Origin of the sequence: Methylobacterium sp. WL1 (genome assembly GCF_008000895.1) — a bacterium.
Classification (GTDB): domain Bacteria; phylum Pseudomonadota; class Alphaproteobacteria; order Rhizobiales; family Beijerinckiaceae; genus Methylobacterium.
Map to the genome: position 1 here is coordinate 5,017,860 of NZ_CP042823.1, position 14,231 is coordinate 5,032,090.

14 protein-coding genes and 1 riboswitch are annotated in these 14,231 nt (G+C 68.4%); of the genes, 12 read left to right on the forward strand and 2 right to left on the reverse strand.

Going from position 1 to position 14,231, the window contains the following annotated elements; translation table 11 throughout:
- Positions 1-105: 105 nt before the first annotated feature.
- From FVA80_RS24475 to FVA80_RS24490, 4 genes are all read left to right on the forward strand, one after another.
- Positions 106-378: a hypothetical protein gene (locus FVA80_RS24475; protein ID WP_147907808.1), complete on the forward strand. Its 273-nt coding sequence runs from the start codon at positions 106-108 to the stop codon at positions 376-378.
- Positions 379-515: 137 nt separating this feature from the next.
- Positions 516-1,118, forward strand: coding sequence for a DUF3489 domain-containing protein (locus FVA80_RS24480; protein ID WP_147907809.1), 603 nt, complete (start codon positions 516-518; stop codon positions 1,116-1,118).
- A gap of 224 nt (positions 1,119-1,342) precedes the next feature.
- A complete protein-coding gene (locus FVA80_RS24485; RefSeq protein ID WP_187193495.1) occupies positions 1,343-1,717 on the forward strand; it encodes a DUF2924 domain-containing protein in 375 nt (124 codons plus the stop codon).
- Positions 1,718-1,737: 20 nt separating this feature from the next.
- Entirely contained in the window at positions 1,738-3,339 is a 1,602-nt protein-coding gene (locus tag FVA80_RS24490) for a recombinase family protein (RefSeq protein WP_147910949.1), read from the forward strand.
- Positions 3,340-4,438: 1,099 nt separating this feature from the next.
- Here the strand turns inward: FVA80_RS24490 and FVA80_RS24500 are convergent.
- Complete coding sequence (locus tag FVA80_RS24500) at positions 4,439-5,248, reverse strand: IS5 family transposase (RefSeq protein WP_147911041.1); 810 nt, start codon at positions 5,246-5,248, stop codon at positions 4,439-4,441.
- A gap of 355 nt (positions 5,249-5,603) precedes the next feature.
- On the opposite strand from FVA80_RS24500, the gene FVA80_RS24505 reads away from it, so the two are divergent.
- The 5 genes from FVA80_RS24505 (at position 5,604) to FVA80_RS24525 (ending at position 9,820) form a co-directional block, all read left to right on the forward strand.
- Positions 5,604-7,058 (forward strand): DNA modification methylase, encoded by a 1,455-nt coding sequence (locus FVA80_RS24505; protein WP_147910923.1) that lies wholly within the window; start codon positions 5,604-5,606, stop codon positions 7,056-7,058.
- Positions 7,055-7,411, forward strand: coding sequence for a hypothetical protein (locus tag FVA80_RS24510; protein WP_147910924.1), 357 nt, complete (start codon positions 7,055-7,057; stop codon positions 7,409-7,411). Before FVA80_RS24505 ends, FVA80_RS24510 begins: the two co-directional genes overlap by 4 nt.
- Positions 7,408-8,067: a hypothetical protein gene (locus tag FVA80_RS24515; RefSeq protein ID WP_147910925.1), complete on the forward strand. Its 660-nt coding sequence runs from the start codon at positions 7,408-7,410 to the stop codon at positions 8,065-8,067. The genes FVA80_RS24510 and FVA80_RS24515 overlap by 4 nt, the downstream gene beginning before the upstream one ends.
- A gap of 85 nt (positions 8,068-8,152) precedes the next feature.
- Entirely contained in the window at positions 8,153-8,860 is a 708-nt protein-coding gene (terL, locus tag FVA80_RS24520) for a phage terminase large subunit (protein ID WP_187193496.1), read from the forward strand.
- Between the two features lie 150 nt (positions 8,861-9,010).
- Entirely contained in the window at positions 9,011-9,820 is an 810-nt protein-coding gene (locus FVA80_RS24525) for an IS5 family transposase (RefSeq protein ID WP_147911041.1), read from the forward strand.
- Positions 9,821-9,893: 73 nt separating this feature from the next.
- On the opposite strand, the gene FVA80_RS24530 is transcribed toward FVA80_RS24525, so the two are convergent.
- Positions 9,894-11,051, reverse strand: coding sequence for a hypothetical protein (locus FVA80_RS24530; protein WP_147910280.1), 1,158 nt, complete (start codon positions 11,049-11,051; stop codon positions 9,894-9,896).
- A 163-nt stretch (positions 11,052-11,214) separates the two neighbouring features.
- Here FVA80_RS24530 and FVA80_RS24535 point away from each other — a divergent pair, with 163 nt between their 5' ends.
- The 3 genes from FVA80_RS24535 (at position 11,215) to FVA80_RS24540 (ending at position 14,210) form a co-directional block, all read left to right on the forward strand.
- Complete coding sequence (locus FVA80_RS24535; protein WP_147910281.1) at positions 11,215-11,460, forward strand: helix-turn-helix transcriptional regulator; 246 nt, start codon at positions 11,215-11,217, stop codon at positions 11,458-11,460.
- A 322-nt stretch (positions 11,461-11,782) separates the two neighbouring features.
- A riboswitch (cobalamin riboswitch) is annotated at positions 11,783-11,992 on the forward strand.
- 109 nt (positions 11,993-12,101) lie between these two features.
- Positions 12,102-12,257, forward strand: coding sequence for a hypothetical protein (locus FVA80_RS30745; protein WP_187193497.1), 156 nt, complete (start codon positions 12,102-12,104; stop codon positions 12,255-12,257).
- Positions 12,258-12,260: 3 nt separating this feature from the next.
- A complete protein-coding gene (locus FVA80_RS24540; RefSeq protein WP_246692125.1) occupies positions 12,261-14,210 on the forward strand; it encodes a TonB-dependent siderophore receptor in 1,950 nt (649 codons plus the stop codon).
- Positions 14,211-14,231: the final 21 nt, after the last annotated feature.

Here is a 14,231-nt window from a genome sequence, read left to right on the forward strand (position 1 = left end):
CGGGATCCGGTACTTTCGCCTGGACTGTCGCCGCCAACAGAGCGTGTGTGTTGACCGGGCCGACGCAGCCGCGGGCCGAGGCAGCTACTCGCACGGGGTGACGGTATGAGCGAGACGACCACGGGCCGGACGGATACGAGCGAGGCCGGCCTGAGCGTGACCGCAGCTCTGGCCGCCATCAGCGCCCACCTGACCGAGGCCGCCGCCCTCGCCAAGGCCGCCCTGGTCTGCGCCCGCGCTGGCTCCGAGCGCGAGGCCGTGCGCATCGTCCTCGACCTCGACGTCCCCCTCAGCGAGGCCCAGACCCTGCACGGCGCCATCTGCCTCATCGGCCGCATCAACCGAAAGGCCGCCGAGACTTTCGCCTCCCGCGACTGACTGTCCGTTCGCACGCGGCCGTCCCCATGCGGTCGCTACGCGCGGTCGTCCTCGCCTCACCCCGCCGGCCCATCGCAGAGCCGATCGCGGGGTCGGGTCGGTGGCGGGGCTCGCCCGCCGCTACGGAGACGATCGCCATGACCGCTACGAATGCCACCGCCACCGCCCCGACGACTGTCCCGCTGAACCGGACCGAGGCTGGCCTGCTGCAGGCCGCCGCAGCGGACGAGGGCCGACTGACGCCCCCCGTTGCGATGAAGCCCGCCACCCACGCACGGCTGCTCGGCCGCTTCATGGGCGATGGCCTGGTGATCGCACCCGCCGAGGCGGGTGGCCCGCACCGCCTCACCCCCGCCGGATACCGGGCCATCGGCCTCGCCCCGCCCAAGCCGCCGCGCGCCGCCAAGGTGGCTGCGGGTGCTCCTGCCGCCACACCGGACGATCCCGCCCGTACTGCGATCGCGAGCAAGAAGGCGCAGGTTCTGGCGCTGCTGAAGCGCGAGCAGGGGGCGACGCTCGCCGAGCTGATCGCGGCCACCGGCTGGCTGCCCCACACCACCCGTGCCGCCCTCTCTCGCATCCGCACCGGCGGCCAGGCGCTGCTGAAGGCTGCCCGCCCAGACGATGCCATCGCCTACTGCATCCCCGCGCCGGTGATCCCGGCCGCCCCGCCCCGGGCGCGCAAGCCCCGGCGCACACCGACGGCTGAGGCCGCCGTCGCGGCTGCGGCGGCAGCCTGATGGGCGGGCAGCGCACTCCGGCCGCGGCGCAGACGGTGAGAGCGGTGGTCAGGGCGGAGGTCAGCCCCCGCCGACCGGCTCGCCGCTGCGCTCGATGAACTCGCCGGCCTCGACGCCGCCGCCCTCGCCCGGCGCTGGCGGCGGGACTTCGGTTCGGCCGCCCCGCCCGGCCTCTCCCCACCCTGCGCTCCCGCATCCTCGCCCACCGCCTTCAGATCCGCGCGTTGGGCGACCTCGACCGCGACATCGCGCAGGTCCTCGGCCGTTTCACAGCCGGGCGGGGGACGGCGGTCGGACGAGACAGGTCCGAGCCCGGCGCTGGGGCCATCCCGACCGCCATCGCGGTCTCGGTGCCGGACCGGCGCGGGCACATCCCCGGCGTGCAGCTGTCGCGCGAGTGGGGCGGGCGCATGCACACCGTCACCGTGCTCGACGCCGGCTACGCCTGGGACGGGGCGACCTATCCCAGCCTGTCCCGCGTCGCCCACGCCATCAACGGTACCAAATGGAACGGCCCCCGCTTCTTCGGCCTGCGCGAACGGGCCGATGCGGCGACGGGGGCTGGGCGGGAGCGAGGTGAGCGGAGGGCCCCGGCGTGAGCGTCAAACCGCGGCGCTCGGTGAACGCCGCACAGCATCCCCCCTCGGGCGCCCGCCCGACGCTGCGTTGCGCGATCTACACGCGTGTCTCGACCGAGCACGGGCTCGAGCAGGAGTTCAACTCGCTCGACAACCAGCGCGAGGCCGCGGAAGCCTACGTGAGGAGCCAGGCCCATGAGGGCTGGCGGCTCCTGCCCGAACGCTACGACGATGGCGGATACTCCGGCGGCACCCTCGAACGTCCCGCCCTCCAGCGCCTGCTCGACGCCGTGCGCGAGTGTCGGGTCGATGTCATCGTTGTGTACAAGGTCGACCGCCTCACCCGCGCGCTCGCCGACTTCGCCAAGCTCGTCGAGCTGTTCGACGCGCATGGCACCTCGTTCGTGTCGGTGACCCAGGCGTTCAATACGACCACCAGCATGGGGCGACTCACCCTCAACGTCCTCCTCTCGTTCGCCCAGTTCGAGCGCGAGGTCACCGGCGAGCGCATCCGCGACAAGATCGCCGCGTCCAAGCGCATGGGCATCTGGATGGGTGGCGTCGTGCCGTTGGGCTACCGCGTGGAGGCCAGAGCGCTGCACGTGGTCGAGCAGCAGGCCGCGGTCGTGCGCGCGATCTTCGCCCGCTATCGCGCGCTCGGCACGGTCAGCGCGCTGCACGCCGAGCTGGAGGCCACCGGCATCCGCGTGCCCGAGCGCCGCGATGGTAAGGGCAAAGCGGTCGGGGGCGGGGCGTTCACCCGCGGGCACCTGTACAAGATCCTCGCCAACCCGATCTACGTCGGCTGGCTCAGTCACCGGGGCCGTGTGCACGAGGGCCAGCATGTTGGCATCGTCGACGCGGCGGTGTTCGACGCGGTGCAGGCGCAGCTGGCGGCCAATCACCACGCCCACACCGCCCGGCGGCGGGAAGGCGCGCATCTGCTCACCGGGCGCATCCGGGACGAGCGCGGCCAGCCGATGACTCCGAGCCACACGGCCAAGGGCGCGCGGCGCTACCGGTACTACGTTAGCCGGGCGGCGGTCCGGGAGCGGCCTACCTGCGCCGTCCGGCGCATCGCAGCCCACGCGGTCGAGGCCAGTGTGGTCCAGGCGCTGCGCGCGACGCTTCTCTCGACTGGCGCATCTGCCTCGCCATCCGCTCCGGTATCCGAGATCCTCAGCGACGCCGAAATAGTTGCGATCCACGTCGCGCGGGTGACGGTCCATCCCGACGCGCTGCTGATCGAGCTGGTCGGCGGGGATGAGCGTGATCCGATCCGCATCCCCTGGTCGCCCGCGGGGCATCGTCGGCGCCGGGAGATCGTCGTGCCCCCGGGCGTGGAGCGCGATGGCTTGCGGCCGATGAAGGTCGAGGACCGCGCGCGCATCCTTACGGCCATCGCCCGCAGCCGCGCCTGGGTCGACGATCTCGTCGCGGCGCGTGCGGCGGGTACTGCGGCCATCGCACTGCACGAGGGCTGTAGCGAGCGCGCGGTGCGGATGATGTTGCCGCTCGCTCATCTTGCCCCGCGGATCGTTCGGGCCATCGTCGACGGTCGCCTGCCGCGTGGCATCGGCGTCCGGCACCTAGCCGAATTGCCGACATCCTGGGCTGAGCAGGAGCGCGCCCTGGGCTTGTGAGCGCATCGCCGCGCCACCGCATCGCCGCGCCACCGCATCGACGCGCGCCGGGTCCATCACCGGGCGATCCGATCCCCTGCCGTCGGAGCCGAACTTCAGCGCTACCATCCTTGCGTCGTCGGCGACCGCTCGCGTTCGCATCGCCGTGCGCCCGCAGCGAACGACCTATGCATCGGTCATCGAATCAAGTGCGCGGAAACGGGTTTGGTAGCAGCGGAGACGGCGGCCTCGTTCAGGCGCCTATCCGTCGTCTGCCGGGTTGGAGACTGATAAATCGTCGTGAAAACGCGGCTAAGCCGCGGACACCACGGCGTTTTTCGTCTCGACCACCAGACAAGCAGTTTCCAAAAACTGCCTGGTGGTGCACGCAGTCAGGCGCGAACCGATCTCCGCATCGACCTGCTTTTGCCGCGCCGCGAAATGGCCCCCGATGGCCCATCCCGCAGCGCGAAAAGGACCATCCCGCAGCGCGAAATTGAATGACGGCCTTTATTCCTAATGCTGTATCAATCCGGGGGATTGATTGGCTACACCGACGCGCTCGGCAGTTGAACCACCGGCCAAGCTTGACATCCGCCCGGCGGGGGTGAGGCTGCAGCACCGATCGGGAGACCGCAGCGATGCCCCTCCGTCCAACCATAGCCAACCGCAGCTTCCTCGGACACACGGCGACCCGGAGGCCGCTGCCAGACGTCGCCGCCGGCCTGTCCGGCTACAGGGACGTCGCTGCGCCGGTCCTCGCGCGACGGATCGCCGAACTGGCGGGACGCGTGGGACAGCCTCGTTCGGGTAGCGAGCGGGGCCACTGGGTCGGCTTCACAATCGGCGACATGGAGGTCGCGACGGGCGGAGCGTCGGCGGTCCGGCCCAAGATCGAGGTCAGCGCCAGCGGTCAGTCCGTCCTGCGTGGACGCTCGCGGGTCGGCGGCGACGGCGTGCGGCGTGTCGAGCTTCGCTACTGGAGCCGGGGCACGTGGCAACGGAAGCTTTTCCGCAGGAGCGCGGCACCCCCATTAGCTGACGCGTGATCCCGCCGCTCACAGATTGTTTAAGACTGACCAACTGCACGACATCTTAGAGCCTGTTTGAGCGTCTTATCTTAAGCCGGATTGTTGAGGGCATTAGCGGCCATGAGGCTGGCGGCGCAGACGAGGCGCCCTGTCGCGACATCAAGGCGACCGGCGCGCTCACGGTGCAGGCCGCCCCAATGGCTGAGCCAGCCGAAGGTTCGCTCCACGACCCAGCGCCGCTCCAGGACGACGAAGCCCTTCTGATCCGGGTCTTTCTCGACGACGCGATGGCGCATGCCGTGGATGTTGCACCATTCCCGGCAGCGTTCGGCCGCGAAGGCGCCGTCGAGGATGGCCAAGCGTAGACTGGGCCACTGCTCCTTGCCATCATCAAGGGCGGGTAAGGTATCGCGATCCTGCACGTTGGCCGGCACGACGGCGAGCGCCAGAACATGGCCTTCGGCATCGACCAAGGCCACGCGTTTGCGCCCGACGACCTTCTTGGCGCCATCGTAGCCGCGCGGTCCGCGCACCCCGATGCATTTGACGCTCTGCGTGTCGATGATCGCCAGCCGTGGCTCCGACCGGCGTCCGCAACGCCGCCGCTGACGGCGGGTCAGAGACCGCAGCAGGCTCTCGAACAGGCCCTTGTCGATCCAGCGCCGGAACCAGCCGTAGACCGTGCGCCACGGCGGAAAGCCCGCAGGCAGCGACCGCCATCCTCCGCCCGTCCGCAAGTGCCAAGCTATCCCTGCCAGCGCGTGGCGCGCCGGTGTAGCCTCCGGACAGCCCGGCGGATCCGCGCGCTCCAGGAAACGGGCCACCTCGTCCAAGCCCGCTTGCAGCACCATGTTCTTCAGACGCGCCTCGTGACGCGTCCGATGTCGGTCCGTCCACATCTGCTCTCCACCCCGCCCCGCCAGGCGGAATTTGTGTTGCTACACGAGACAGATGGGGACGGCCGGCAGAGGCGCTCAAACAGGCTCTTAGACATTTGGTGTTGTTGACCTGCAGACCCCTGTTCGTTAGGGTTGGTTGTGCTTCCGGGCTTGCGAGATGCGGCTACCGGATGGCCCGAGCTTCCTGAGCTGCGGCGCGAGCCGCCAGGGGTAAACGGTCTGCGAGATCGACGACGGTGTGATTACCCTCGACGTTCAACGTGGCATTTAACAAGCCCCGCGAGGAGCTTGGACATGAACGTCGCCGGCCTGGCACGTGTGCCGGGTTCCACCGGGGTCACCCTCGTGGAATATCATGGCCCCCTCCAATCCTCCCATCGCGAGGAAGCGCACGCGCTCGACCCCGGTCGTCGTGGCGCAACCCGGCGATCCAGCGTCTTCGCCCCCAGGTCCGACCGCGCAGCCCAGGACGCTCAAGATCGAGTACTGGCCGATCGAGCGGATCACACCGTACGCGCGCGAGCTGCGGACCTACCATAAGGACCAACAGAACCAGCTACAGCGCAACATCCTGGCTCTCAACGGTCCGGTGGCGCCGATCCTAGTCACGGGCGACGGCACGATCATCGCGGGCCACGCGCTCTTCCGCGCGCTGAAGGCGCTCGACTTCGAGCGGGTGCCGGTGGTCGTGATCGACCATCTCGACCCCGTGCAGGTCGCAGCACTTCGGATCAGCCTTAACAAGATCCAGGAGATGTCGAGCTGGAACAAGAAGAACCTCGAGCTCGAGGTCGCCTATATCGCCGAGGTCAAGTACGACCTGCTGATCAACACTGCGATCCCGACGGTCGAGCTCGACGTGCTGTTGCACCCCGGTGCGGAGACCGAGGAGGCGGACGAGGCCGATGCGCTGCCGGCGTCCCCCTCGGATGCAGCGATCGTATCGATCCGCGGGGACATCTGGTCTATCAAGGGTCACGCCCTGGCCTGCGGCGACGCGCGCGAGCGCGACGTTTATTTGCGTCTTCTCGGCGGGCGCAGGGCGCGGCTGATCATCGCCGATGTGCCCTACAACTGTCGAGTGAAGGGTCATGTGACAAAGCGCAACCTGCGCGAGTTCGCGATGGCCTCGGGCGAGATGACCCCGGGCGAGTTCACCCGGTTCCTCAAGATGATCTTCGAGAACCTCGTGGCGTTCTCGGTCCCCGGTTCGATCCATCTCGTGTTCATCGACTGGGCCCACATCGACGAGATGATGGCCGCCGGCCGTGCGGTCTATACCGAACTCAAGAACCTGATCGTCTGGCACAAGACCCAGGCCGGGCAGGGATCGCTGTGGCGGTCACAGCACGAATTGATCTTCGCCTGGAAGCACGGCGCTGCGCCGCACATCAACAATATCCAGCTCGGCGCGAACGGCCGTTATCGTTCGAACGTCTGGTCGAATGCTGGAGCGAACGCCTTCGGTCATGGGAAGGACAAGGATCACGGTGACCATCCGACGCCCAAAAGCGTAGCGATGTTACAGGATGCGATCCTCGATGTCAGCCTACGCGGCGACATTGTGCTCGATCCCTGTGCGGGTTCCGCGACCACGCTGGTCGCCGCGCACAAGGTCAAGCGGATCGGCATCGGCATCGAGATCGACCCGGCCTACGTCGACCTCGGGGTGCGACGGCTGGAGAAGCTGATCGGCGAGCCGGCGCGTCATGCCGAGACCGGGCGTACCTTCGCCGAGACGGCGGCGGAGCGGGCGGCGTTCGACGGCCGCGACGGGAGAGGTGGCGAGGGTGTGGGAGGTGAGCGATGAACCGCCCGCCGCGTCCCCCGCGTCGGGACACCCGCATCAGGGAGGGGGAGATCCGCAACCCCTACGGCCGCAACGGCCGGCCCAAGCCCGCGGTCGATTTCCTCGACGAGGAGATCACGCTCTCGCTCAACGGCACCCCCGCCACCGTGACCCGGCGCGAGGCCCTCGACCACTTCCTGTTCGCCGCTTCGGCCCAGAGCAAAGTACCGGCGATCCGGCTGCTGCACAGGCTTCACCCCGAGGCGCCGGTCGACGATAGGCCGGCGGCATCGGACCTATCGCAGGAGGAAAAGGAGGTGCTGGAGGCTTTCCTCCGCCAGCAGGTGCGCAAGCTCCGCGGGGGTGAACCATGATCACCCCGCGGATGGTCGATCACCTCGTGCGCACCGACTTCATGGTGTTCATCCACCGGGTGTTCCTGACGCTCAACCCCGGTATCGCCTTCGCGCCGAGCTGGCACCTCGACGCGATGGCCGAGGCGTTGGCCCGGGTGCACGATGGTCGGGAGACCCGGCTGGTGATCGCCGTGCCGCCGCGCTCGGGCAAGTCGATCATGACCTCGATCGGCTTCTCGGCGTGGCGGCTCGGCCACGACCCCCGGCGGCGCATCATCTGCGTGTCGAGCGAGGACAGCCTCGTGCGTTCGCTCGCCGCCTCCTTCCGCGCGGTGGTGGCGAGCGAATGGTACCGTGCCGCCTTCCCCGCGTTCCGGATCGCGCGCGGCGGCGACCGGGCGAGCGAGACCATCACCACCGCGGGCGGCTACCGCTTCGGCGTGCCCCTTGGCGGCTCGGTGTTCGGGCGCGGTGCCGACCTGATCATCGCCGACGACGCGATGAGCCCGGGGGCGGCGCTGTCCGAGACGGTGCGGCGGCGCGAACTCAACCTGTGGGATACCAAGTTCCCGAGTCGACTGAACGACAAGCGCACCGGGGCGATCGTCGTCGTCGGACAGCGCCTGCACGAGGATGACCTCGTCGGCCATCTCACCCGGGAGGACGAGCCATGATGCGCCGGCGCGGCTGGGCGATGCTGGTGATCCCGGCGATCGCCCCGGAGGACGCAGCCTACCGGATCGGGCCGGGGGAGGGGACGTGCATCACCGTCGGGCGGGGGAGGTGCTGCTGCCCGAGCGCGAGCCGCTCGAGGTACTAGAGCGGTTGCGGGCCGACCTCGGCTCGAGCAACTTCGCGGCGCAGTACGGCCAGGATCCGATCCCGCCGGGCGGCAACATCATCCGCGACGACTGGCTGCGCTTCTTCGACGAGGAGCCAGCCGACCTTGAGCACCTCGTGGCGAGCTGGGATCTGGCCTCGACGATCACCGAGACCAGCAGCTGGTCGGTCGGCCAGCTCTGGGGGGCGGTGGGCACGCATGCCTACCTGCTCGACCTCGTCCGGGTTCGGCTGGAGGCGCCCGAGCTGCGGCGGCTGATGCTCCGATGCACGAGGACCTGGGATCCGCACGTGACGCTGGTGGAGGACACCGAGCTCGGCCGCACCCTGGTCCAGCAGATCCAGCGGACCACCGATTTGCGGCCGCGGCTGCTCCGGCCACGGGGCGAGAAGACCGCGCGTCTCGAGGCGCACGCGCCGGCGTTCGAGGCCGGCCGCGTGCACGTGGCGCGGGGCTTCGAGTGGTTCGAGGGCTACCGCAGGGAACTGCTGGCATTCCCGTACGGTGCGCATGACGATCAGGTCGACGCGACCTCGCAGGCGTTGAACTATCTCACGCAGCGGAGCGCCCGCGGCCGCGAAACCGTACGTCGCAACATCACACGGCGGGAGGTGATGCGGGATTGAGGGGCAAACTCGCCGCGGTCAATGGCGCGCCAGCTGTTGAGCAGACGACACCGTACGTGCTCAGAGCCTGTTTGAGCGCCTCTGCCGGCCGTCCCCATCTGTCTCGTGTAGCAACACAAATTCCGCCTGGCGGGGCGGGGTGGAGAGCAGATGTGGACGGACCGACATCGGACGCGTCACGAGGCGCGTCTGAAGAACATGGTGCTGCAAGCGGGCTTGGACGAGGTGGCCCGTTTCCTGGAGCGCGCGGATCCGCCGGGCTGTCCGGAGGCTACACCGGCGCGCCACGCGCTGGCAGGGATAGCTTGGCACTTGCGGACGGGCGGAGGATGGCGGTCGCTGCCTGCGGGCTTTCCGCCGTGGCGCACGGTCTACGGCTGGTTCCGGCGCTGGATCGACAAGGGCCTGTTCGAGAGCCTGCTGCGGTCTCTGACCCGCCGTCAGCGGCGGCGTTGCGGACGCCGGTCGGAGCCACGGCTGGCGATCATCGACACGCAGAGCGTCAAATGCATCGGGGTGCGCGGACCGCGCGGCTACGATGGCGCCAAGAAGGTCGTCGGGCGCAAACGCGTGGCCTTGGTCGATGCCGAAGGCCATGTTCTGGCGCTCGCCGTCGTGCCGGCCAACGTGCAGGATCGCGATACCTTACCCGCCCTTGATGATGGCAAGGAGCAGTGGCCCAGTCTACGCTTGGCCATCCTCGACGGCGCCTTCGCGGCCGAACGCTGCCGGGAATGGTGCAACATCCACGGCATGCGCCATCGCGTCGTCGAGAAAGACCCGGATCAGAAGGGCTTCGTCGTCCTGGAGCGGCGCTGGGTCGTGGAGCGAACCTTCGGCTGGCTCAGCCATTGGGGCGGCCTGCACCGTGAGCGCGCCGGTCGCCTTGATGTCGCGACAGGGCGCCTCGTCTGCGCCGCCAGCCTCATGGCCGCTAATGCCCTCAACAATCCGGCTTAAGATAAGACGCTCAAACAGGCTCTCAGACTGGTTGAGATCTTGGGATCGGAAGAGAACGGTCGTGTCACGGTTGCTATGCGCGTGGCTCGAACGTGCACGTCATGGCCGTGCTCTCGTGCGATGGGGCGGATCTGCACCGGGCGACGTACGCACCCCGAACGATTTTCCGCTCGGCGCCAATGGTCGGATCGTCGTCGCCGCGCGTCAGGCTCAGCCCCGCGCTCAGCAGATCCTGCACCCCCACCTCCGCGATCCCCGGCTCGAGCGTCTTGATCAGGCTGGCGACTTTGCCGACGAAGCCGAACAAATTCATCGGATCCGCACGGTCACCGGTGAGCACGATGCGCGATGCTCTGCCGACCCAGCTGACCACCGACAGGCTGAGCTTCGAGCTGAACGAACCTCGCGCGAGGTCGAGCTTGCGGAACGCCTCGACCGACTTGCGGAACGGGGCATCGTCGAACCGGCAGTCGTAGTTCATATTCTGCTCGGCGCATTCCTCGATACCGCCGTCGCCATCACCGCGTAGGCGCGTGTCGTACATCCGACGGAAGCTCGGCGCGTCGAAGCCGAATGTCGCCGTTGGGCCGACCGCCGGCTGGCTCCCGTCACCTGCGGGCTTGTTTGGCATCCCCTCAGGTCGAGGCGTCGCGGCCTGCGATCGTTGTTCGGCCACATCACGCAAGGCACGATCACGGTACCCCGCCGCGGCCCGCGCCTGCGCTTCCGCGCGTCCGGCCTCCACCTCCAGGCGTCGGACATCGTCCTCGGGGCCGGCGGCAGGCAGTTCCGCCTGCCGGCGTGCCGCCTCGATCCGGGCCTGCGCGAGGTCCCGCCGGGCTTGGAGTTGGGCCGCCTGCCGCGCCCGCTCGGCGCGCGCGGCCGCCACGATCTTCGGCACGCGCGTCTCGAGCTCCCGTGCCTGGTCCCTGACCTCGGCGGCGAGATACGAGTTGACCCGGGCCGCCGTCCGCTCGCACGCGGACAAGATGGCGGGGAGGGCGGCGAGATCTGTGTCCGTCCAGTCGCCGGCGAGCTTGCCGAACGGCGCCTGCAGGCCGCCCCCGGCCAGGACGAACGCCAGGGGACCGGCCGCACTGGCGCAGCCACCCTGCGCGTCGATATAGATCTGGACGAAGTTCTGTCCTGCCTGGGCGTCGGATGGGGCAAGCGAAGCCAGAGTGAGTGCCGTCGCGAGCTGTACGCCGGTTTGCCTGCGCCGCGTTCTCATAGCTGCCCTTCCGTCGCGTGCCTGAGCGAGCCGCCTGACCGGCGTGCGCCCCGGTACGTCGTGTGGCTCCGGTGAGGGGTGGTAGTCCAGCGAAATATCCGACTTTTGGATATCCGAATATCGATTCTAGCCGAGCTGGTGGTTCTCACCCGCACGGCTTGGCATGGCGCGCACCCTCGGTTCAGCTCGACACGCGCGTTTGATCGAACTCGTGATCGATGCGCGGGAGGCGGCGGGTCTGACTCAGGCGGAGGTAGCAAGCCGGCTCGGGCGACACCAGCCGTTCGTGTCGAACATCGAGAGCGGCGAGCGACGGGTCGATCTGATCGAGTTGCTCGATCTGGCTGCGATCGTCGGCCTGGACCTGCATCATGTCGTCGAGGAGCTCACCCGCGTCCCCCCGGGGTAGAGCGCCGGATCAGCACCAGTTCGCCGCCCATCCCTGCTGGCGGGATGACACGTTGGGGGTAGTCTGGCGAACATACGGGAGGCGGATTAACGGATGCCGAAAATTAATGGGTTGCCCGCCGCACGTCTTGCGGCTGAAAGCTGACGTTCGGCTAAGCGCCCATCCCGGTCATTCAGCCGGCTCGGACAAATTTTCGGAAGCGGACATCGCCAGCGTCCCTTGAGCCGATCGCATAGGAACAGCCTTTGAGATCGTTCTGTCGCGCTACAGACACACTGCGACACAGAACCCATATCTCGTGTTGACGCGACCCAGCAACGCAGCTGATGGTGACGATGACGGTTCCCTTTGGGGATCAAAAGGGAACGCGGTGAGGATCAGTCCGTGAGGGTCGATCCGAAGCCGCGGCTGCCCGCGCAACTGTAAGCGGCGAGCCCTTCACCACCGACGTCACTGAGCCGCCTCGCTCGGGAAGACGGTGAAGGGCAACGACCCGCGAGCCAGGAGACCTGCCGTCAGTCGTGGTCACACGCGAAACGCGCTGGGCGGGGTGCCCCGGCGGGTGCGGAAGCATGCGCGTGCGTATGGCTTCGGCCTCGTTCGCAGTGACGTGCCACTGCCGTTGCCCGAGGCCGTCCGCTTTGTCCCGTTCCGCGTCGATCCCGATCCTGCCCGTGCTGGCGCTCGCCTGTGCCTTTCCCTCCCTTGCCATTGCGCAAGTCGCACCGTCCGAAGAGGCCGCCGTGGTCCTCGACGCGCTCTCGGTCGAGGGTACCCTTACCGCCACGCCGACCTAACGGGTGCCGGAGCTCTACAGCGGCACCAAGACGATCACGCCCCGCCTCGACCTGCCGCAGCAGGTCGACGTGATCCCCCGGGAAGTCCTGATTGACACAGCCGCGACCCGCGTCGAGCGCGCGCTCGACTACGTGCCCGGGGTCGGAAAGCAGAACGATTTTGGCGGCCAGAACCTCGCCCTCTACTCCGTTCGGGGATTCGCGACCCAGGACATTTTCTTCAATGGCTTCAACATCGCCCGCGGCTACAATGGCGCCCCCGACACCCAGAACGTCCAGTCCATCGAGGTCCTGAAGGGCCCGGCCGGCGCCCTCTACGGCCGCAGCGATCCGGGCGGGACCGTCAACATCCTGACCAAGCAGCCCATAGCCCGACCCTTCGTCGAGATGGGCACGCTATTCGGCAGCTTCGGCACAGCCCGCACCACGGTCGATGCCGGCGGCGCACTGAGCGAAGACGGCAGCGTGCTCTACCGCTTCAACGGCGTCCTCGCCCGCCAGGACAGCTTTCGCGACTTCGTCGGCGGCGACCGGGTGCTCTTGGCGCCCGTGGTGAGCTGGCAGGTCACGCCCGACACCAAGATTACGTTCGAGGCGCAGTACCTGCGCAACCGCCAGACCTTCGACCGGGGCACAGTCGCGGTGAACAACCGCCTCGGCCTCGTCCCGCGCTCGCGCTTCTTCGGCGAGCCGGGCGACGATTCCGTGTCCGAGAGCGCGCTCCTGCAGGTGCGGCTGGAGCACGCCTTCAACACCGACTGGCATTTACGAGTTGCCACGCACCTCAACACCGGAAGCCTGACCGGCCTGCAGACCGGTGCGACCGGGATCCTCGACGACGGGCGTACGCTCTTGCGCGAGTTCCGCCGGCACGACTTCACCTGGGGCGTCGCCATCGGGCAGGCCGAACTCGTCGGGCGCTTCGAGACCGGGCCCATCGCCCACACCCTGCTGCTCGGCCTGGAGCACGAGCGCTACAACAGCACCGAGAACCTGCTGCGCTCGACCCCGCGCCTCGACCCCTTCGCCATCGACCTGTTCAACCCCGTCTACGGGCAGGCCAAGCCTCCGTTCACGCGCCTCTACAGCGCCAGCGAGAACGTCGGCTACACGGCAATCTACCTCCAGGACCAGATCGCGCTCAACCCGGAATGGAAGTTGCTGCTGGGCAACCGCACCGACTTCTACAACCAGACCTTCCGGGACAAGGTCCCGAACGAACGGACCGAGCAGGACCGCACCGGCTTCTCGCCCCGCGCCGGCCTCGTCTACCAGCCGCTGTCGTTCCTGGCGCTCTACGGCAACGTCGCCGCCTCGTTCCGCCCGAACACCGGCTTCGACAGCGCGTCGCGGCCCTTCGCGCCCGAGACCGGGTTCGCCTACGAGGTTGGGACCAAGCTCGACCTGTTCGACGGCCTCAGCGTGACGGCCGCCGCCTTCCACATCGAGAAGGAGAACGTGCTCACCACCGACCCGGCGGACTTCTTCTTCCAGATCGCCGCCGGGGCGGTGCGCAGCCAGGGCTTCGACGTCAGCCTGGTCGGGCAGGTCACGCCGGAGTTCCGGGTGATCGGCGGCTATGCCTTCATCGACGCGGCGGTCACCCGCGACGAGGTGCTGCGGGTCGGCTCGCCGCTGCTCAACATCCCGCGCCATAGCGGCTCGCTGCTCGGCATCTACGAGATCCAGGCGGGCGACTGGAAGGGTTTTGGGATCGGCGGTGGGTTCCGGGCGGTCGGCTCGCGGCTCGGCGACACCGGCGTCGAGAGCTTCCGCTTGCCGGGTTACATCCTGACGGACGCGCTGGCCTACTACCGCTACGAGAACCTGCGCTTCGGGCTCAACGTCGACAACATATTCGACGCGACCTACTACGAGCGCTCCTACAACACCTTCTGGGTTGGCGTCGGCGAGCCTCGGCGGGTCACCGTGAGCATGACGGCACGGTTCTGATGAGGGTGCATCCCGGAACGT